Raw genomic sequence first — 20953 nt, 5'->3', positions numbered from 1 at the left:
TCTCCGTATTTTTTGTAAGATTTTGAAATATCGTTAAAATCGAAATTTGTTTGACCTCTCTTGCCCTTTTCTGGGGAAAAGAGCCCAATTAATGTTCGAGAGTTTTTATGAGTTGGGGTAATATGGGGATCATTTTACCATTATCAATGTCAGATTAAACAACAACTGGGTCACGTAATGAACGAAAAAGAACTGCAAAAGCAATTACAGACAAAGGTGAAGAAAAAGCTCGAGCCACTATTTGCCAAGTATAAAATGGATTTTGGTGGCATTGACTCAACGCTAAAATGGAAACCACTGGTCCTCATCATCGGTAACTATTCATCAGGGAAGTCCACACTGATTAATGAACTGATCGGACAGGATGTCCAGCGTACTGGACAAGCCCCCACCGATGATTCCTTTACCATTATCACCTCAGATACCGGTTATGAAAATGTTGAAACTCCGGGCTCGAATCTTGTTAATGACCCCAACCTGCCTTTTCAGCACTTCAAAGGATTTGGAGAAAAATTAATTTCTCATATCTGCATGAAACAGGTCAATAGCCCGCTGTTGGACAACATGGCTATCATCGACAGCCCGGGGATGCTTGATGCTACAAGTGAAAAAGACCGAGGCTATGATTACATGCAGGTTCTCGGGGAATTTGCCAAGATGGCAGATCTGATCGTTTTAATGTTTGATCCCCACAAGGCCGGAACCATCAAAGAGTCCTACGATGCAATTCGCAATACTCTGCCAGAAAAGTCCGGGGAACACAGGATTGTCTTTGTTATGAGCCGTATTGATGAGTGTGATAATCTCAGTGACTTCACCAGATCCTATGGAACGCTGTGCTGGAATATGTCTCAGATGACTGGACGCAAGGATATTCCTCATATTTATCTGACCTATGCTCCAGGGCAGGCAAAAGTTGGGAATGTGGCGGAAGGTTGGCCGCAGGAACGAGAAGAACTTATTGAAAAAATTAAGAAAGCTTCAGGCTTTAGAATCAATCACATCCTCGAAGACATAGATCGCCAGGTCAACGAGGTTGAAATAGTTGCCGAGGCCGTCTCCTCATTTCTCAAACGTGCCAATACCGTCTACTGGAAGTTTGCCAACGTATCTATTGCTCTGGCGGCGCTTCTTTTCTTCTTTGGCGATGTTATTCTCAATGCGGTGTCCGGATATCCAGAAACGACGATGCTTACCTCCATCAGGGTTGGCCCTTTTGATCTCTCCACCATGATTATTCCTGTAATTCTCGCCTTTGGCACCCTGGTCATTGGCTCTCTTGCCTATAGTAAAATAGCGTTCAGGCAGCTCAAGAAGAAGGCTGTCGCGAACGGCGCTGAATTTCTTGATCTTGATACGGACTACCGGAGAAATCTCTGGGAGAAAATGGCTGAAACGGCCAGAGAGAATCTGGAGGGTCTTGGACCATATGATCTCTGGAGCGGTTACGGTCGGAGTCTGACAAAGATTCAGAACTTCTTAAACAACGACCTGAAGAAGTACTACGAAAAGATCGTGATCTGATCGAAGTTATAGAATGGAGTTACATGAGGGCTGGGAATTTTTTCCAGCCCTTTTTTTTGTTTATCAGCTATTGGATACTTTGATTGTATACGGGGAAAGAGATGAAGAAATCCAGGAGAGGAAAAAAACGAAGAAACAAAACTATTGCTGAGGTGGTACAGATATATGGCTTTGGAGCTGGTCTGGTTCTTGTCTCTCTCTTTGTTGCCTATCAGTTTGTGGAGCCAGCGCCTCCAGACACAGTCCGTATAGCCACAGCTTCACCCAATGGAGCATATTATTCCTATGCTAAGATGTACAAGGAGCTGTTTGCCAAAGAAAACATCAATCTTGAGGTGGTCGAATCCTCAGGCTCTGTTGAGAACCTGCAATTATTAGAGTCGGGCAAGGTTGACGTTGCATTTGTACAAGGCGGGGTCGGCAGACGTCAGGATTATCCGGATCTGGTGGGACTTGCCAGTCTTTACCTGGAACCACTTGTTATTTTTGTTCGCAAAGGCCTAGAAATCAGCACATTCGCCGACTTTGCGGATTTGAGACTTGCGGTGGGTAAAGAAGGAAGCGGTACTCGAAAAATTGTGGACCAGTTGATGGCGGATAATCGGCTTGATGGTAGTGAGGCTCCGGAGATTGTTGCCATTGGTGGAGAAAAAGGTGCCGCTGAACTGCTGGCGGGAAATGTTGATGTCCTCTTTATGGTTATTCGTGCAGATGCTGAAATTGTGCAGCAACTGTTTGTGCATCCTGAGGTTGTATTGGTCAGCCTGAATCGCGCTGAAGCATATACCCGCTTGCACCGCTTTCTCTCCCATGTCGTTTTGCTGGAGGGGGTGCTTGATATGGCCAGAAACATCCCAGATAAAGACTACCACCTCATTGCACCGTCAGCAACACTGGTTGCTCGCAGTGACCTGCATCCGGCTCTTGTCGATTTATTAATGCAGGTGGCGGGGAAGGTTCATAATGAGAATTCTATACTCGATACTGGTAAAAAGTATCCCTCGCCTGAAAATCTCGATTTTCCAATCAGCACAGAAGCGGAACGATTTTTCAAGCACGGGCCTCCTTTTCTTCAGAGATACCTGCCGTTTTGGGCGGCATCTTTGATTGATAGGCTCAAATTTATGCTGTTGCCTCTTCTTGCCCTGTTGTTACCGCTCATGAAGGTATTGCCGCCAACCTACAGGTGGCGGATCAGATCACGCATATACCGTTGGTATGAAGAACTCCATGAACTCGATGTGGAGTTAAAAAGTGATGAGACTCAGGAAAATCTGAGAGAAGCACTGAGGGTCGTCAACGACATGGAGCAGGAGGTGCGGGAGGTTGAGGTACCGCTATCGTATGCAGAGGAACTCTACAATCTGAGGCTGCATATTGATCTGCTGAGAAATCAGTTCATAAGAAAGCTGCAGGCTGTAGAGGGGGGCCGAGGTTAACAAACACAGGCAGTTACAGTTCGCCCACGCAGCATTTTGAACTGCGTGGGCGAGAAAGGGTTAAAATGTCACTTTTTCTGATCTGGCGACCAGAGAGCTGAATTCATCTTTCCAGTATTTTCCACCGAGCGTTTCCGCAAGTAAAACAGCCATATGCTTTGGCTCAATATTGAGGTCGCTGTTACGGCCGAGGCCGGAGAGACATGAAGGACAGTTCGTGGCCATGAGCATTTTTTTGCCTGGAATTATCTTTTCAGCTATGGATTCACGCTTTCGCTCAAGCATGGCATAAGAAATGTCAGGCCTTGAGATGGCAAGGGTTCCTGCCTCAGAACAGCAGTTGGGGATACTTTCTACACTGTTATAAAAGCGCTTTAATAATGAGGCACCTTCCCCTTCAAAAGAGTCATGACAGGGGGTGTGATAAAGTGCCTGAACATTCTGTTTGGGCCCATATTGCCAGTCACTTTTTTCCAGGACATAGTGAGAGACATCGTCAATCCCACACTCAAAAATCTCTTCACAACCGATTTCATGGAGGGATTCACGACAGGTACCACAGCTGATGAGAAAGCTATCGAAGACAAAATGGCCAAGCATTTCTTTGATCTGGGTGAGAATGATGGTGTCACGCAGGGAAATTTCACCGGCCATCTTCTTTTTGGCATTCACCTTGGCCGGAAAGCCACAGCAGAGATACGGTGGTGGCAGCACCGTCCGGATATTATTTTTGGCAAGCAGGTAAATGGCGGCCACGGCAATATCAGAAAAAAGCCGTTCAGAGCCACAGCCCGGGAAGTAAAAGACGGTGGAGTTGACCACGCCGCTCTCAGGCATAACAATGAGAGCTTCATTTTCCGAGCAGGCAGGCAACACTGCTGTTAAGGATACTGGTGAGGCTACAGCCATTGGAGACTTGAGCATATTCAGAGGCCGCCATTCATTCTCTGCTATTTTAGGCGGGGCTTTTTTAAATAGTTTGGCGCCCACCCGCTGCATGGAACTTCCCCATTCCATGACACCTTTTCTGAAAACAGTGTTGAAAATTTTATTGCGGTTTTGCAGGTAGATCAGAGAAAGTCTGGTCGCAGGGGCGGTGTGTTTATATCCGAGATCGCTGAGTATTTCCCGTTCTAAGATGGAGACCTCTGCGGTGTCAATGTCAACAGGACATGGGGCCAGGCATTTCCGACACATAGTGCAATGGTCTGCAATTTCTTCGAGGTTCTTCAGCTGATTAAACCGTGGCAGATGGGATCGCTGCATATCATAGAGCAGCGCCTCGATCAGCGAGCCGATGACCATGTTTTTATTTCTCGGGTGGAAAAATATATTGGTGCCCGGATAATAGACACAACAGACCGGCATACATTTTCCACAACGGATACATTTAGAGATCATGGCCGAGAGCTTGGCAAGCGACCCATACTGGAGGATTTTTGCTTCCAGTTCCAGAAGATTAAATGAAGGTGTAAAAACCTTATCTATAATCTCAGGATCATTGAGCATGCCAGGGTTCATGATGGATTTTGGGTCGACCTCCCGCCGGTAGGTACGCAGTTCGTTGAGCCGGTCTTCTTCCAGGAATTTCATCTTGGTGATGCCGATACCATGTTCACCACTGACCACACCGCCCAATTCTACCGCTTTTCTCATGACAGCTTCAGCGGTTTTTTCCGCCCGTTTCATCATCGTCATGTCATTGGAAAAAACGGGGATATTAACGTGGTTATTCCCGTCACCTGCATGCATATGGGTGGCGATAACGATCCGTTTGGATCGAACAGAAGTGAATATCGATTCGATGGTGTTGGTCACCTTCTTGTATCCACTGAACAATTCGAGCAGATCAGTCATCAACTGTTTAATGTAGGCGTTGTGACGGATTGACTCTTTGGTTCTCTGGCCGAGCAGCGCAAGCGTATTGTGGCAAAGTTCATTTGCTTTGGGGATTTTCGCCTCAAGCCAGTCCGGGTCTTCAATGGGTTCAGCTTTTTCAAGATATCTGAGAATTTCACGAATGAAATCTTCTTTATTGATGATGTCTTCTTCAATGTTGTATTCATCGACAAAACGTGTGAACTCGGCAAGGGCTGAAAGAGGCAGTACAATATCTTCATTCAGTTTGAAGGCGTTGGTTCGAGCTGAGATGGCTCCGAGTCGTTTTCGGTCTCTCCAGAATCGTTCCGCTTCATCTGCATCCTGAGCGGTGAACAACTCTGTGTTCTGGTAGGGAGTAAGGAGGTGTTCCAGACGTTTCTTACCATTTTGAATCTGTTTGCTGTCATGACCTACCATGTCAATGAGGAGAACCGCTTTCGGATGCTGGCTTCGGGCAGCCTTGAACTTGTACTTGATCGCACTGATATATTCTTCATCAAAGTGCTCAAGGGCCATGAGCGCCTCCTGCCCCTCATTTTTGAACTCATCAGAAATCTCGACGATGACCCGGCTGGCCTCGTCCATGTCTTCGCCATAAAACTCAAGACAGAAGGTAATCTTTTTCTCATATTCCTCGTAGAGCACAAATTCGCCAGAGGTAATAACTCCGTCGGTACCTTCCTTCTGAAAGCCGGGTAGCCCCTTGAGGGCCTTGTTGGTAATATCCTTCCACAATCCTTTTTTACGTACATCGGTACCGGTAAGCTCGATGGTTTTTATAACCTTTTCACGTGTGTCGACGACCTCAAAGTGGAGCAGATCTTCAGGAAGAATCTTCCGCATGGGATGGTTGGTTCTTCGTACGGTGAAAAGATCCTGTCCTGGCATCGCAATAGAGTACGAGAGAATGTTGTCGATGGCGGTGCCCCAGAGAACCGCTGTCTTGCCCCCTGCGTTTTCTGCAATGTTTCCACCAATGGTTGAGGCCCAGGAGCTGGTAGGGTCGGTGGCGAAAACAAGACGGCTCGTTTTGGCATGTTTCATCGCATCGGAGGTCACAACACCCGCTTCGACTTTAAGGGTGGGGATTTTGACGTCCTGGCCTAAATGGGGAAATGGCTTGTAGACAATTGGATGTATCTTTGTCAGTTTTTCTGTATTGATAATGACGCAATTGCGGGTAAGGGGAACGCTGCCCCCAGTCAGACCTGTTCCACCCCCACGTGGAATGATATGAAGACCGAGTTCAGCGACAGCTTTCATCAGTTCTGGCACCTGCTCTTCTGTTGAAGGACGCAGTACCGCAAGGGGCAGAAATAATCGCCAGTCCGTCGCATCCGTTGCATGGCTGATGATAGAAAACGGATCGAAATTGACATTTTCCTTGCCAATGATCGGTCCTAGTGTCTTGAGCATGAGGGCTCGCTGGCTGGGAACTTCATTCAGTTGAGCTTTGAGTTCCTTGAGTTGTTGTCTGCACAGCCCCACGAGATGGAGAACTTTCCTGGTCCGTTCCGGGCCGTTCGCAACTTTTTTGGCAGCGATCTCAATGATAGCCAGATCTTCTTTTGCGGTCTTGAAAAATTGCTGGCGTCTGGTGGAAAATTCAATAAGTTCCTGGAAAAGAAAAGGATTTCTTCTGAGAATAAAAAGATCTCCCATGAATCTCATGACAAGACGGGCGGACCGTCCTGTTATCCTCTGGCTTCTGAGCTCTTCCAGACTGTCCCACACTTCCTGGCCAAAGAGAAGGTTGATGATGAGTTTGTCGTCGGCTGAAGTGAAATTGTAGGGAATCTCTCTGTAATCTTTTGTATGCATTGTCAAAGCCTTCTCTGCAAATCGAGGATGTGAAGTGGGTTATTATAAAAAATGATAAATTATTATTGGGTTTCACTGAAGGTATCTGTATCAATACCTGTTGGACAAATGCGTCTGGAAATGATCAAAGGGGGGACGGGAGGTAGTTCCCTGATCCTGGAAGAAATCAAAATCCGTGAAGAGTAATACTCCTGTATGCGGGCGCTGCTATCCAATTGTTCTTTTTTGTAACCAAGCACGGAAATTTACCACTGAAAACAATAATTGCGAGTTTTTTGTACAAAAAAAGTGTTTGTGAAAAAGCCGTCAGGGATTTTCCATAAAAAACGGATGAGTGAGGTCAGCAAATATATATGCTAAGATAAATATCTTGCAGTTCAAATTTCACCTTCACGGGTTTTCATTGTATACTGATCTTATGGGAGCATTGAGGTGTCATGGTTCTGTTTCTTTTACGGATATCATTGCATGGGAAAGCCGGGGTGTGATTGCTCTATGGAACCTTTCATTCACATTTTGTTGTGTTGCTATTCGTATCTTGCAGGTAGAGCAGCAGAACTTGAGATGAAGCTGTATCTGAAGACAGTCGTCTGGATAATGTCTCTTACCCTTCCCGCCATTATGCTGACGGGATGTGCTCAAATGTACCATGGCTTTCAGGCTCAGAGTGTGGATTCTTGCTATCATCTTCCTTATTCCGAACAGCAGGAGTGCCTGGAGAGGGTAAAGAGCACCTATGAGGCATACGAACAGGAGCGTAAAAAAAGGATTAAGTAGATTGTTTTTTGTGATAGCAGGAGAGGATGGCGATTCAATATCCAAATTTTATATCTCAAATATTCAGAGAAAAACCGGGCAGGTTCAAGGAGGCTGACGGAGAAACCAGATTTTTCCAGTATACAGTCTTTCTGATAGCGTTGCTCCTGACTACTCTGCCTTTTTTTCTTTATCATCTGTTATCTGGAAATTGCTGGATCAGTGTAGCCATTTTTAGTCTCTGTCTCTCAATGGCTGTTGGCTGGGGGCTGCTGTATTGCGGGAAATTTCCACGTCTTGTCTACCGGGTAAACAGTTTTCTTTTTATTGTCTTTTTAATCTACCTGATGATACTCGGGAGTAAGGATAATTCCATGATTTTGTGGATGTATCTTTTGCCTCTCATTGTCTTTCATCTTTTGGGCAAAAGAGAAGGTGCCATATGGGCGTTGCTAAGTATCTTCGGCTTGATCATTTTCTTTTTCGGTCCCTACGAAACAATGGCCAGTAAAGGCTACAGCTCAATCTTTGTTATTCGTTTTCTCATCACCCTCTGTATATTATCCATTGCCACCTTCTCCTATGAAAAATTTCGAGAGCAATACAAGACCCACCTCGAAGAACAAAATCTGCAGCTTGCAAGAGAAATAAGAGAGAGGGAACATGTCCAGCGTTCTCTCGTTGATCGTGAATTACGCTATAAAGCCATATATTTTCAGGCAATAGAAGGTATTTTGCTCATTGATAATTTTGGAAAAATTGTTGAATGTAACCCTCAGATATTATCAATGCTTGGTTATGAGGAAAAAGATCTCCTTGGAGAAAATGTCTCCACATTTATCCACCCGGAAGATTATAGCGCTGTGCCCCTCCAACTCGACAAACTCCACGCAGGGGAGACTATTTTACTTGAACGAAGGGTACAAACAGTGAGTGGTGTTTATCTTCTTTGCGAGGAGAACGGTAAAAAACTAAGAGATAACCTGATCATTCTCCTCTACAGAGACATCACGGAACGTAAAGTTGCTGAAATGGCTCTCGAAAGGGCCAATAAGGTACTGGACAGGCTTGCCCATATTGATGGATTGACCCATGTTGCCAACAGGAGGCAGTTTGATAAGGTTCTGGACGCTGAGTGGAACCGTATGCACCGTGAACAGAAGATGCTCGGTCTGATTTTGGTTGATGTGGATTTCTTTAAGCAATTTAATGACCTGTATGGGCACCAGGCGGGTGATGACTGTCTGTTGGCAATTGCAACGGAGTTGAGCTCTGTGATCCACCGCCCTGGAGATCTCGTTGCCAGGTATGGTGGAGAAGAGTTTGGCATCGTATTGCCCTATACGGATTACCAGGGTTGTATCAAAATAGGCCAGATGATGAACAACAAAATAGAGGGTCTTCAGATCCCCCATGAAAGGTCATCGGCCAGCTCTGTTGTCACCGTGAGTCTAGGGATTGCGGCACTTCGCCCAGACAATACAAATAGCTGGACGGATCTTGTCGGTTTAGCGGATAAGGCCCTGTATCGAGCAAAAGAAGAAGGGCGCAATAGAATGTGTTAATTTTAATGTGTGATACCATGGATAACAATTCTTCTCATAACCTGTCAAAAACAGAACTGCTGGAAGAAAACCAGCGATTAAAGGCAGAGCTTCAGGCAATGCGTCAGGCTTCTTTTGCACAAAAGGAGACAGAGTCTGTCTTTGCACATCTTATCGATCAGGCAATTTTTCCTGTTGTTATTGTCTCCATTGAAAATGACGCGATTTTGTACGCCAATAAAAATGCCTACAGCTATTTTGGCTTAAAAAAAGAGACAACGACGTTGAAGTCTGCTGATCAATTCTGGGTTGATAGCAAATGCCGACAGAATTTTCTTCAAGAATTACGCAGTAAAGGACAGGTGGATAAATTCCAGGCCGTCCTGCTCACCGCACAGGGCAAGGAAAAACATGTGCTATTGTCATCAAAAACCATTGAATACCAGAATAAAGCGGCTATCTATACTGTTTTCTCTGATATTACCGAACGTGTCCGGGTGCAGACAGCATATACGCAGAGTGAGAATCGATACCACAGCATGTATCGAATGGTAAATCTGATGGCAAATACCTTGCCAGATCTTATCTGGGCCAAGGATCTTGATGATAACTATCTCTTTGCCAACAGTGCTATCAGAGAAAAACTGCTAAAATGCAGGCCTGATGAAACACTTATAGGAAAAAATGATCTCTTTTTTGCGATACGGGAGCGAAATGAGGGGCATCGTCATACCTTCGGTGAGATTTGCCTTAATTCCGATGAGATAGTTAAAGCAACAAGAAAAAAAGGACGTTTCTTAGAAGATGGGCTGGTCCGGGGACAATATCTCGCGCTTGATGTACATAAGGCTCCTATGTTTGATGATAATGGCGAGCTTGTTGGTACTGTAGGTGCTGGAAGGGATGTAACGGCTGATATCAAAATCCAGAAGGCTTTAGAAGAAAGTGAGAGGCGGTTTCGTCTTTTGGCAAACAATATCAGAGATGTGCTCTGGATTGCCGATGCCAATCTCACACCTGTATATGTGACACCATCGGTCGAGGCTTTTTCCGGTTACACAGCAGAAGAATTCGTTCGTATGCCTTTTATCTCGCACATGACGCCCAAATATCAAAGGCGTTTTGGCGGCCTCTTTAAGAGAATGCTTCTGGCGATAGACAATCGGGAAGAGCTTTCTTCCAGCTTTTTTGAGTTTGAGTGTAAACGAAAAAATGGAACCATTGTCTGGGTGGAAATTGCCACCAGCGCCATGTGGGGTCCGACCGGTCAGCTTCAAGGATTCACCGGCATGATCAGGGATTCTACCAAACGTGTTCAGGAGCAGCTCGAACTGAAACATGCAAAGAAGATAGCGATTGCCGCCAGCCAGACCAAGTCGGAATTTCTTGCCAATATGAGTCATGAAATCCGCACCCCAATGAATGGAGTTCTCGGCCTCCTGCAACTCCTGCAGGGAACAGAACTTACCCCTCTGCAGAAAAAATATGTGGATACGGCTCTTGGGGCAGGTAAAAGTCTGTTAAAAATTATCAGTGATATTCTGGATTTTTCCAAGATTGAGGCCGGTAAAGTTGAATGTACCAAAGGGGTGGTTTCCCTTCGCCCCCTTGTCGCTTCGGTCATGGCTTCTTTTGAAACGATGCTGGATCCTCGACAGGTAAAGTTGAGGTGTGCAATAGATCCTTCTATTCCTGACTGTATATTTGCCTGTGGTCCACGGTTAAAACAGATACTTTTTAACCTTGTCGGCAATGCGGTGAAATTTACGGCAAATGGCAGTATCGACCTTGATATTTCTCTTGTTCCCCGACAGGACGCAAGGCAGTTATTACTTAAGTTTTCTGTAAAAGACACGGGGATTGGTATTACAAAAAATCTACAGGAGCAGCTGTTTGAGCCCTTTAGTCAGGAAGATGGCAGTTTTCGCAGGAAATATGGTGGGACTGGTCTGGGCCTGAGCATTGTGAAGAATCTCGTTGAGATGATGGGTGGTAAGGTTCATCTGGAGAGTGAAAGAGGTGTTGGTACCGTGGTGAGCTTTACGGTTCTGGCTGATGTTTTAGAGCCTGAATTGACAGCTATCGATGAGGAAGGAGTGGACGCCACATGCCCTGAAATTGTTTCAGGAGAAGTTGCGAAGGTTTTGGTGGTTGAAGATGAACAGATAAACGCCATGGTTATCTCTGCCATGCTGAAGTCCCTGGGGCTTGAAGTCGTACACGCAGCCGATGGTGTCAGGGCGATAGAGATTTTGAAGGAAAAAAACTTTGATTGTGTGTTGATGGATATCCAAATGCCAGAAATGGATGGCGTTGAGACAACCAGAGAGATCCGACATTCGCTGGAAAATAGTAATGTTGCAATACCGATTGTTGCCTTGACCGCCCATGCAATGAAGGGTGACCGGGAGCAGTTTATGGCTGCCGGAATGAACGATTATCTTTCAAAGCCCGTTGAGGTTGAGCATCTGGTCGAAGTCTTGAATCGACTCAAACTCAATCCTTTGAAAAATTAAAGAAAAGTCTCTTTTCCCTTAAGATTTCCGGGCCGTCTTCTTTCATGAAGATGGTCCTGAAATGTCTGCCTGCATTCCCATTTTTGAGAAAGCTGTCGTGAATGGTATAAATTTACCTGACAGTATTGTCACTATTGGTAGGACCAATTGCGAGTGAGAAAAATCCGATGCAGAAAAAGTATCATATTGTATCACTAAAAAGAATATGTTCCGGTAATTACGTTGAGATAATAGGGGCGTGCCGGGGATATAATGTAAAATGTACGGGTTACAGGTTTCTGTTCTAAAGGTTCGGAAAAATACCAATGCAAGGCCGGAGCATGGAAGTAAATTATTCCTTGCTCTCTTTTTTTCCACGGGGTATGAAGCTATACTCGTGTGATATAAATGTTCGAATGTGTTGGGACGCAACAGTCATCAAAACGATATGTTTGAGTGAACTAGAAAAGCTTGAGATGGGATGAAGGGAAAATGAAAATACTCGTTATTAACTCGGGGAGTTCTTCGATAAAATTTCAACTTCTTGAAATGGATAATGAAGCCGTTTTGGCTTCTGGATTGGTCGAGCGAATAGGTGAAGAAGAAGGCCAGCTGAAGTGTACCTTCATGCCGGGAACTGCAAGTGAAAATGTCGTGAAAATTGCAGAGCCTATTGCAGATCATAATAAGGGAATGTTGCTTGCGGTTAATTTACTCACCAATCCTGAACATGGGGTCCTGGCTGATAAAAGTGATATTGCGGCTGTTGGACACCGTGTGGTTCACGGCGGGGAAGATTTTCATCAGCCCGCTGTCATTACCGCAGAAATAATGGATGCTATCAAGAAGAATATTCCTCTTGCGCCATTACACAATCCAGCAAATATTGATGGCATCCGCGTGGCTCAGGAGCTCTTTCCTGGGGTTCCTCAGGTCGCAGTATTTGATACGGCCTTCCACCAGAGCATCCCCCCACACGCCTATCATTATGCATTGCCATATGAACTGTATGAAAAAGACCGTATCAGACGTTACGGATTTCATGGAACATCCCACAAATTTGTTGCCAATGAGTGTGCAAAACTGATGGGTAAACCAATCGAAGATTTGAATATCATCTCAGTTCACCTTGGTAACGGCTGCTCCATGACTGCTGTTAAAAATGGTAAAAGTGTTGATACCACTCTTGGTCTGACCCCTCTTGAAGGACTGGTTATGGGGACAAGAAGTGGAGATGTCGATCCTGCGATACACGCTTTTCTTGCCCGTAATCGCGGTATGTCCATCGACGAAATTGATACAATGCTGAACAAGGAGTCTGGGCTCAAGGGGCTTTGTGGTCTCAATGATATGCGCGATATCCATGATGCTATTGGAGCAGGGAACGAACGGGCCAAACTGGCGCTTGATGTGCAAACCTACCGTAATAAAAAATATATAGGCGCCTATATGGCTGTGCTTGGACATGTGGATGCGATAATTTTCACCGCAGGAATAGGTGAGAACGACGAGATCGTCCGAGCCAAGTCCGTTGAAGGACTTGAGCCTTTTGGCATTGTAATGGATGCTCAGGCGAATGGTCAGCGGGTCAAAAAGCCTACTCTTCTCAGTGCTCCTGAGAGTCGTGTTCAGATCTGGGGAATTCCCACCAACGAAGAGCTCGCCATTGCAAGAGAAGCACAGTCGCTTGTTTGTGCCTAAGCTGAGCAATGCGGCCCAGATTAGCCGTTCCTGATTTTTCTGGGGGCTTGAGCTAAAGGTATAGGGGGGAGAGAGCGTAACACGCTCTCTCCCCCCTTTTTTGTTTGCCTGCTGTGGGTTATAAATTTAAAAGCATGGAGGCAGAATTCGCTTTTGCCTCGTTCAAACTTTTGTAAATCGATAAAAGTTTCTGGTGTTCGCAGGAGATCCTCGTCCAGCTTGTATCGAATTGAAGTCCCATAAAGGTTTGTTCTCCCCTGTAAAAGGGCAGGGCAGTCTTTATTTCTGCGTCGGTGTAGAAACGATGGAGTCCTTCCATGTAAAGGGTGAGATCACCAAGCTCTCCTTCACTGATCTGTATATTGCAAAGTGTTGCCAGGAGTCGAAAGAGGCGATGACGCTTATCCGGGAGATCGACATAGTTCACAACCCAGTCACACCATTGTCCCGCCTCCTCAATATTACCCGCTGCCAGGTGGAGGTGCGCCCTGAGTTCGCCGATGCGTAAGGTATCCCAGCCGCTGTTTTCGTCAAAAATTATCCCTATCAGATGGGAGAGTAATTGCTGATCGTCTTGTTCAAGTTGATCGAGGATGTCCAAGAAATCATTGAGCTGCTCGGGATTCATTTGGGGCAGTTCGAGAATGATGGGACGGATTCCAGCGCCTTTATTTCTGTTGTTCCAGATAAGATCGTCTACAGGGTAGATCTCTGACATCCCGGGTATGATTATTCTGCAGCTGTATAAACCACAGTGGAGGTATTCCCTGAGGTAGATATCAAAACCCTGCTGACCAATAAGGTTTTTCAGGTGATTGACTTCATCTTCGGTCGATCCATTAAAACTCCAGGGGGAGAAAGGAAAATCAGGCTGGTCTCTAAACATTGTCCAGCAGAGAAGGCCGTCGGAGTCGATGAAGTGGTTTTCCAGATTATACGGCTCAGCCACAAGATCAACATTGTGAATCGGTGGCTTGAAGTTATGCAACTGCTTGAGATTTCTGCCCTGGAGCAATTCGGTTAAGGTTCGTTCAATCGCTATTTCAAATCTGCAATTTGCACCGAATGCGGCAAAAACTCCACCATTTGTCCGGTCAGTTAACATGGCGCAGATGACAGGGAATTTACCTCCTAGGGAACTGTCATGCAGCGTTAGAGTAAAGCCATGATCTTCGATGTTGTCACGGATAGCCAAAAGATGTGGGAATGGAGTTAAAGAGCGGTCAGGAATTTTGGGAAGACTGAGACCTTTACCAATCACCCTGCTTTTCACGTATCGTTCAAGAATCTCCGAAAGTGCCTGAGCCGTGCACTCACTTGGAGAATTTCCCGCCGCCATCCCGTTACTGACATAGAGGTTATTGAGCAGGCTGACAGGGAAATAGCAGGGAGTTGATGTCTGGGTATTAATGAAGGGGAGGGCACAGATCCCCCGGCCTGGACTATCTAAATTGTTGTCGAGTAAATCTTTTGGTTGCAGTTCATTTTCCTGATCGTAAAAATGGAGGAGTTCTGGGGTCAGGAGGCGTTTTTGTGAGGGGATATGGATGTAGTCGCCAATCACAGTCGATGATGCTTCAGCGCTGAACCATAGTTCATCTGGATAAAATTGAAAAGCCTGCATGCTGGTTTCTTCACTCTCTCCCCCGAGAAAGTACTCGCTGAAAAAGAAATCAGTGGCCAGTCGTTCGGTAAATTCGCCAAGCCCACTTGCAAGACAGGCAAGCGTGCTCGTGCCTTTTCCGTTGGTATAGAGTGCCTTGCAGTCCGTCGCCTGTAGATGCACCGACCAGCAGTGTGGAACCGGATTTAACCAGCTTGTTTCAGTGAGCTCTATGCCCAGTTGAGCAAGTGAGGTACGGATAAGATCTATGGTATTTTCCAGTGGTGAGTCTTTTCCTGGCAGGGTCGTTTTGTTTTCCATGAGTATGAAGGAGCTGAGGGGGGAGCTGTGAGAGTTTAACGTTGTAACAAAGATACCAGCTACCATGTAATACAGGTGGAGTTGAAGGGAAAGAGAAAAACTACGAAGAGTGGAAGAAGCGAATAAAAAAACCTGCTCCTGTCATCTGGTCAATTGGGGAGGAGACCGTGGGGCAACAGGAGCAGGGGAGGAACCGGCTTTACTGGCAGGACCGAGGGCCTGCCCTTTATATGATTACAACAGATTTAGATGGTTTTGGCAGCTCTCAGAGAATCTGCAAGCATCTCGACGACAAAACGCATCTTTTCAGGTGATTCCTGCTGAAGCAGGTTGTCCTGTATATGCATTACGCAGGTAGGGCACCCTGTGGCAACATAGTCAACATCAGCGGCCTGAATGTTTTTCACTTTGTGGTTGTTGATCTTAATGGCGGTATCGTAGTGAGTTATGCAATAACTTCCTGCACTACCGCAACATACGGCAGAATCTTTCATTTCATGAAAATCAACTCCTGGGATCATTTTCAAAAGCTTTCTTGGCTGCTCTGCAATGCCTTGACCGCGAACCATGTGACAGGGGTCATGATAGGAGACCTTGTAGGGCAGGGTGCCGAGTTCTTCTGGCTTTATCTCGATATTATTTTCTATGAACTCATGGATGTCATACACCTTTTCGGTGAATTTCTTCAGTTCGGGGCTATCTTCAATAAAAACCTTAATCTCTTTTTTCAAGGCCATTCCGCAGGATGAACAGGCGACGACAATCGCATCGAGATCGTACTGCTGAAAGAGATTGAAGTTGTGTTCCATCAGCATCTTGGCGCCATCGTAATCACCATTAGCCAGAACAGGTGTGCCATTACACTTCTGCTTTTTAGGGATAACAACCTCATAGCCGTAGCCGGTGAGAATATCGACGACCGATTTTGCAACATTGGTGTAAATAAGGTTACCTGCGCAACCAGTGAAATAGCCAATACGTTTTTTGGTCGGACCGTTTTTGGCGGGTATCACTTCAGGGTACTGGCTCTGGGCGCTTCGAAGAGCCATGGTCGGAAAATACCTGCGCTTGGAGAAGCCAAAGAGTGGGAAGAGATATCGTACTGGATTTTTAGGACCAATGCCAAAGAGCGCCCGCTGTGCAACACCAATCAGCATGGCGCCGATGGTGATAGGCCATTTTCTCCAGACAAGCTGGCGGAAGATGAGTGCCTTGAAAAAGCCGAGTCCTTCCTGGGTGGTGACATACCAGCGTAATCGCAGCACAACATGTTCAGGACTTACGCCTGCAGGGCAGTTCGCCGAACAGGTTTTACAGTTGAGACATTCGTTTATTGCGTGTTTTACTTTTTCAGTGATCTGCAGATCACCGCTTACAAGTTTTTCCGCAAGCTTGTTTTTACCGCGGGCAACATACAGCTCATTGCCGATTTCCTTAAAAACAGGACAGACACTCCGGCATTTACCGCATTGCATGCATTTCTGGAATTCCTGCGCGGCTTCCATGAGATGCGTTTCAGCAAGTTTTTTAATTGAGACTTGAGTATTCATATATAAACTCTCCTGTTATGCCGCTTGTTCTGCGGGCATATCGAACATTTTCCCGGGATTTAACAGGTTGAGCGGGTCAAACGTTCTTTTAATATTCTGCAGGAGAGCAATTCCTTCCCCGCCAATCTGATTTTGCAGAAATGGTTTCTTTTCAAGGCCGATTCCATGTTCTCCAGAGATGGTTCCATCAAGGTCGATTGCGAGCTGGAAGAGGGCAGCGACAGCCTTCTCAGTACGGGCCATTTCATCTTTGTCCTGCATGTCTATAAGAAATGTGGGGTGGAGGTTACCATCGCCTGCATGGCCAAAAATTCCCACCTGAATATCGTATTTGGTTGCAATATCGGTAATTCCTCGAACCATCTCGGGCAAACGTGAGCGCATGACGGTGGCATCTTCTAAGATAAGGTTTGGCTTAACACTGGCAAGAGCGTTGAGAGCCACTCTTCGTCCGGCAAAAAGAGTGTCTCGTTCGGCACTGGTTTTGGCTCTGGCGAATTCACGGCAGTTATTTTTCTTGACCTCTATTTCAACCTTTGCAATTTCCGCTTTTGCTGCGTTTTCGTCCCCATCGGTTTCAATCAGGAGTACAGCTGCAGCATCACGGGGAAGTCCGCAGTCCTTGAAATTCTGAATGGCATTAATGGTCGCGTTGTCCATGAACTCCATGGTTGATGGAGTGACGCCCGCTGCAATGATATCAGCAACAGCCTGTGCCGCACTGTCAAGAGTGGTGAAAATAGCAAGTGCTGACTCGCGGTGCTCTGGGATAGGCAAAAGTGCAAGAGTTACTTCGGTCATGATACCGAGAAGGCCCTCGCTGCCGACAAAGATACCTTCCATGTTGAACCCGGCTACGTGCTTTACACATTTATTGCCGAGAGTGACGATATCTCCCTGGGGCAGTACGACCTTCATCATTTTGACATAGTCTTTGGTAACCCCGTACTTCAGTCCTCGGAGACCACCTGCATTTTCCGCGACATTTCCACCGATGGTAGAGAAGGCAACGCTGCCTGGGTCTGGTGGGTAAAAAAGATTGGCTTCAACTGCAACGAGATCAATTTCAGAGGTGGTAAGGCCTGCTTCAACGGTGATGAGGCGGTTGGCTGGGTCAAAATCTAAAACCTTGTTCATTTTGTCCATGCTGAGAACAATACCCTTTTGCAATGGAACTGAGCCTCCGGAAAGACCGCTTCCCTGACCCCTAGGCGTGACGCAGATTTTTTGCCTGTAAGCAAATTTCATAAGTTGACTTACCTGCTCGGTAGTTCTGGCAAAGACAACGGCCTCAGGCCGAATCTCAGCATGGGAAGCGTCATAGCTGTATGCAACCATATCTTCGACATCAGTCAACACGTCTGATTCTCCGAAAATAGCTTTTAATTCCTCGATTTGGCTTTTGTTCATTTTGTTTTACTCCGTCAAGTGAGAAACAGGGCGCGCGAGCAGCTCCCTCTGGGGTTGATCTATTAATGCCTATCTCTGCCGGAAGTTTGAATTGCAGCTACAGATAAGTACTAAAGACGTATGATTTGGTCCTTTTTAAAGGTAGTACCAATATAGGAGGATACCACTGGTATTGTCAAGGAAAAAAGATTTTCGGAAAAAAAGCATTAAAAACAGTATTATATATAAAATATGGTGGTTTTTTTGAGGATTTGTAAAATTGGTCCTACCAATAGTCCTAAATCCAGAGTTTTGATGGTAGTCGATGTTATCAGGGTATAATTATAATTGATTTCAAAATCTTGCCTAATAATAAAGTAAGTACCGCCGAGTAAATAGAGGCAGGTGTGGTGGAGTACGGGGGAGTAGAAAAATACTCTACAGTAGAGAGGTACTTTATTTCACTGGTGAAAAAAAATTATAGAAGATCAAAAGCAAAATTGTTGTAATTAATCTTCATACCAATGGCCTTGTGTTCTGTTGGTAAAAATAATGACCATTATGCCAAAGGTTCAGTAGATCTTTATTCGTATTGGCCAAAAGATACCGGGATATAGGGAATATGCGGCAGATCTGATATTCTATTTTATTAATACCTTACATAGATGCGGACCTCTGTTATCAATAATATTGATAAAAACAATACTTTAAAATGATTTAGCTTGTGACAGAATTCATGGACTTTTAAGGGAAAATTAGTAATTACAAGTTGTAACTGTGAAAATATATGATATATTTGGCGGGTGTATGAAGGCTTGCTCAAGGGTAGTGTAGTAGTGTTAATTTTGTTTGCATGGTATGGATAGTGTTTCATCTTACACGGTGTGTGGTGAAGTATTCTTGGTCCCCGCATTAAAGAAAACACTTAAATCCATCTGTATCCCGACGGTCAAGGTATTTTCATGAAAGAATGTAGTGTTACGTTTCTCCCGTATCAGCAGAAAATTAACGTTCCTTCAGGGGAGCGATTGATTCGTGCTGCCTTGAGCGCTGGTGTGCATATCAATGCTTCCTGTGGCGGTGAAGGTGTCTGTGGTAAATGTCGTGTCCTGATAGAAGAAGGAACGGTGGAAGGTGGCATCTCAGAGCGGTTATCGAAAGAAGATATCGCAAAAGGCTATCGCCTTGCGTGTCTTGTAAAAGTTATTGACGACATTGTTGTTCGCATTCCTGTGGAGTCTTCCATAGATAAAAGTGTCATGAATCTTCAGGCCACTCCGAGGAGGACCGCCCGAATCCAGGCCATGGATTTCGAAAGGTTGAAAGAAGAAGGTCATTTCACCCCTCCTGTCGAAAAAATATTTCTCAAGCTCACTCCCCCCGATGCCCAAAATAATCTTCCCGATGTGACCCGTCTCGTCGAGCATCTTAAGCTTGATGCGGGCGAACATCGTCTTGAAGTTACTCTTCCCGTTATACGTAAAATTTCAAAAGTATTACGAGAAGATAATTTTCAAGTCACCGTAACGCTAGAACGTTCAGTGCGAGAAAGCGGTAAAAATATAATACTTAATGTTCAGTCCGGTGATCGCACCGACGCCAATTATGCCATAGCTATGGATATCGGGACGACGACTATTTATGGCCAGCTTGTAGATCTGTCTACTGCTGCCTGCATCGGTGAGGCAGGCGATTTTAACGGACAGATCAGTTATGGAGAGGATGTAATTTCTCGTATTGTCTATGCCGAAAAAGGAGCAGGGCTTGAGCAACTTCAGCAGGTCGTGCTCGACACTATCAACAATGTTTTAGAAAAAATATTCAAAAAGTCTAAGGTGGACCGGGAAGACGTCTCTAGCATTACTATTGCAGGAAATACCACAATGACGCAGTTGTTTTTAAAAGTGGATCCCAGCAATATACGGCGGGCACCTTACGTACCCACAGCGTCTCTCTATCCACCTTTTTCAGCAAAGGAGATCGGACTTCACATCAACGACCATGCCACAGCCCTCCTGTACCCCCAGGTTTCAAGCTTTGTCGGTGGCGACATCGTCGCCGGGGTGATGGGTTCAGGGATGTATGAGAATGAGGAGTTGACTCTCTTTCTCGATATTGGCACCAATGCAGAACTTGTTATTGGGAATAAAGAGTGGCTTGCCTGCACTGCCTGTTCGGCCGGACCCGCGTTTGAAGGTGGGGGAATAGAATTCGGTATGCGTGCAGCTAAAGGTGCGATTGAAGATTTTTCAATAGACCCCTATAGCTTTGAACCGATGATTTTCACCATAGGTGATGTGAGGCCAAAGGGGATTTGTGGCTCCGGTCTTATCACCATGGCCGCCGTTTTATTTGAGACCGGAGTGATTAACAATCGCGGAAAATTTAATCGTGATCTCGATACTCCCAGAATTCGGATGAGAAACGACATCTGGGAATATGTTGTTGCCTGGAAAGATGAAACTCAGCTGGGCCGTGATATTGCCATCACCGAACCGGACCTTGATAATCTGATCCGGGCCAAAGGTGCTATCTACAGCGGCTGTATGACCCTGCTTGAAGAGGTCGGCTTAACCGTTGATTCTGTTGAAAAGATAATTTTAGCTGGCGGTTTTGGCAGTTATATCGACCTTGAAAAGGCGATGATCATCGGTCTTCTTCCGGAGGTTGATGCGGAAAAGGTGGTCTTTATTGGAAACGGCTCACTTATGGGCGCAAGGATGAGTTCCTTGACCAATAGGATCCGCCAGGATGTTTTTTCAGTGACCCAAAAAATGACCAATTTTGAGCTCTCAGAGACCCCGTCTTATATGGATAATTATATAGCGGCGATGTTTCTTCCCCATACTGAAATAGAAAAATTTCCACGGCTCAAAGCCCGCATGGAACTAAGGAGGGCGCAGACATCAGTATAGATTGACAGTAAGGG

The 20953-nt window shown here is 45.6% G+C and carries 11 protein-coding genes; 7 read left to right on the top strand and 4 right to left on the bottom strand.

Annotated features, from left to right (window positions below; translation table 11 throughout):
* Nucleotides 1–177 precede the first annotated feature (177 nt).
* Both FCL48_RS15205 and FCL48_RS15200 read left to right on the top strand, forming a co-directional pair.
* Nucleotides 178–1524 carry a dynamin family protein gene (locus FCL48_RS15205; RefSeq protein WP_136873151.1) on the top strand — a complete coding sequence of 449 codons (1347 nt, stop codon included), beginning with the start codon at nt 178–180 and terminating at the stop codon, nt 1522–1524.
* A gap of 101 nt (nt 1525–1625) precedes the next feature.
* Nucleotides 1626–2963 (top strand): TAXI family TRAP transporter solute-binding subunit, encoded by a 1338-nt coding sequence (locus FCL48_RS15200; RefSeq protein WP_136873149.1) that lies wholly within the window; start codon nt 1626–1628, stop codon nt 2961–2963.
* A 60-nt stretch (nt 2964–3023) separates the two neighbouring features.
* Here FCL48_RS15200 and FCL48_RS15195 read toward each other — a convergent pair whose 3' ends face one another.
* Nucleotides 3024–6665, bottom strand: coding sequence for a DUF3683 domain-containing protein (locus FCL48_RS15195; RefSeq protein ID WP_136873147.1), 3642 nt, complete (start codon nt 6663–6665; stop codon nt 3024–3026).
* 564 nt (nt 6666–7229) lie between these two features.
* Between FCL48_RS15195 and FCL48_RS15190 the strand changes: the two genes are divergently transcribed.
* The 4 genes from FCL48_RS15190 (at nt 7230) to FCL48_RS15175 (ending at nt 13161) form a co-directional block, all read left to right on the top strand.
* A complete protein-coding gene (locus tag FCL48_RS15190) occupies nt 7230–7442 on the top strand; it encodes a hypothetical protein (protein ID WP_136873146.1) in 213 nt (70 codons plus the stop codon).
* Between the two features lie 26 nt (nt 7443–7468).
* Nucleotides 7469–8986, top strand: coding sequence for a sensor domain-containing diguanylate cyclase (locus FCL48_RS15185; RefSeq protein ID WP_136873145.1), 1518 nt, complete (start codon nt 7469–7471; stop codon nt 8984–8986).
* A 17-nt stretch (nt 8987–9003) separates the two neighbouring features.
* Nucleotides 9004–11481, top strand: coding sequence for a PAS domain S-box protein (locus FCL48_RS15180; protein WP_169309243.1), 2478 nt, complete (start codon nt 9004–9006; stop codon nt 11479–11481).
* A 471-nt stretch (nt 11482–11952) separates the two neighbouring features.
* A complete protein-coding gene (locus tag FCL48_RS15175; RefSeq protein WP_136873143.1) occupies nt 11953–13161 on the top strand; it encodes an acetate kinase in 1209 nt (402 codons plus the stop codon).
* A 118-nt stretch (nt 13162–13279) separates the two neighbouring features.
* On the opposite strand, the gene FCL48_RS15170 is transcribed toward FCL48_RS15175, so the two are convergent.
* From FCL48_RS15170 to FCL48_RS15160, 3 genes are all read right to left on the bottom strand, one after another.
* Entirely contained in the window at nt 13280–15085 is a 1806-nt protein-coding gene (locus FCL48_RS15170) for a YcaO-like family protein (protein ID WP_169309242.1), read from the bottom strand.
* Between the two features lie 245 nt (nt 15086–15330).
* Entirely contained in the window at nt 15331–16635 is a 1305-nt protein-coding gene (locus FCL48_RS15165; protein WP_136873141.1) for a (Fe-S)-binding protein, read from the bottom strand.
* Between the two features lie 15 nt (nt 16636–16650).
* Entirely contained in the window at nt 16651–18045 is a 1395-nt protein-coding gene (locus FCL48_RS15160; protein ID WP_136873140.1) for an FAD-binding oxidoreductase, read from the bottom strand.
* A 941-nt stretch (nt 18046–18986) separates the two neighbouring features.
* Here FCL48_RS15160 and FCL48_RS15155 point away from each other — a divergent pair.
* On the top strand, nt 18987–20939 hold the full coding sequence (locus FCL48_RS15155) for an ASKHA domain-containing protein (RefSeq protein ID WP_136873139.1): 1953 nt from the start codon (nt 18987–18989) through the stop codon (nt 20937–20939).
* Nucleotides 20940–20953: the final 14 nt, after the last annotated feature.

Origin of the sequence: Desulforhopalus sp. IMCC35007 (genome assembly GCF_005116575.1) — a bacterium.
GTDB lineage: Bacteria > Desulfobacterota > Desulfobulbia > Desulfobulbales > Desulfocapsaceae > Desulforhopalus_A.
Note: the sequence above shows the minus strand (reverse complement) of the source record. Positions and strands in the feature narration are given on the sequence as shown.

Bases quoted from the DNA above. Each gene is read 5' to 3' on its own strand.
- FCL48_RS15175 (WP_136873143.1), top strand. From the start codon at position 11,953: ATGAAAATACTCGTTATTAACTCGGGGAGTTCTTCGATAAAATTTCAA.
- FCL48_RS15180 (WP_169309243.1), top strand. From the start codon at position 9,004: ATGGATAACAATTCTTCTCATAACCTGTCAAAAACAGAACTGCTGGAA.
- FCL48_RS15190 (WP_136873146.1), top strand. From the start codon at position 7,230: ATGAAGCTGTATCTGAAGACAGTCGTCTGGATAATGTCTCTTACCCTT.
- FCL48_RS15195 (WP_136873147.1), bottom strand. From the start codon at position 6,665: ATGCATACAAAAGATTACAGAGAGATTCCCTACAATTTCACTTCAGCC.
- FCL48_RS15155 (WP_136873139.1), top strand. From the start codon at position 18,987: ATGAAAGAATGTAGTGTTACGTTTCTCCCGTATCAGCAGAAAATTAAC.
- FCL48_RS15185 (WP_136873145.1), top strand. From the start codon at position 7,469: ATGGCGATTCAATATCCAAATTTTATATCTCAAATATTCAGAGAAAAA.
- FCL48_RS15170 (WP_169309242.1), bottom strand. From the start codon at position 15,085: ATGGAAAACAAAACGACCCTGCCAGGAAAAGACTCACCACTGGAAAAT.
- FCL48_RS15200 (WP_136873149.1), top strand. From the start codon at position 1,626: ATGAAGAAATCCAGGAGAGGAAAAAAACGAAGAAACAAAACTATTGCT.
- FCL48_RS15205 (WP_136873151.1), top strand. From the start codon at position 178: ATGAACGAAAAAGAACTGCAAAAGCAATTACAGACAAAGGTGAAGAAA.
- FCL48_RS15165 (WP_136873141.1), bottom strand. From the start codon at position 16,635: ATGAATACTCAAGTCTCAATTAAAAAACTTGCTGAAACGCATCTCATG.
- FCL48_RS15160 (WP_136873140.1), bottom strand. From the start codon at position 18,045: ATGAACAAAAGCCAAATCGAGGAATTAAAAGCTATTTTCGGAGAATCA.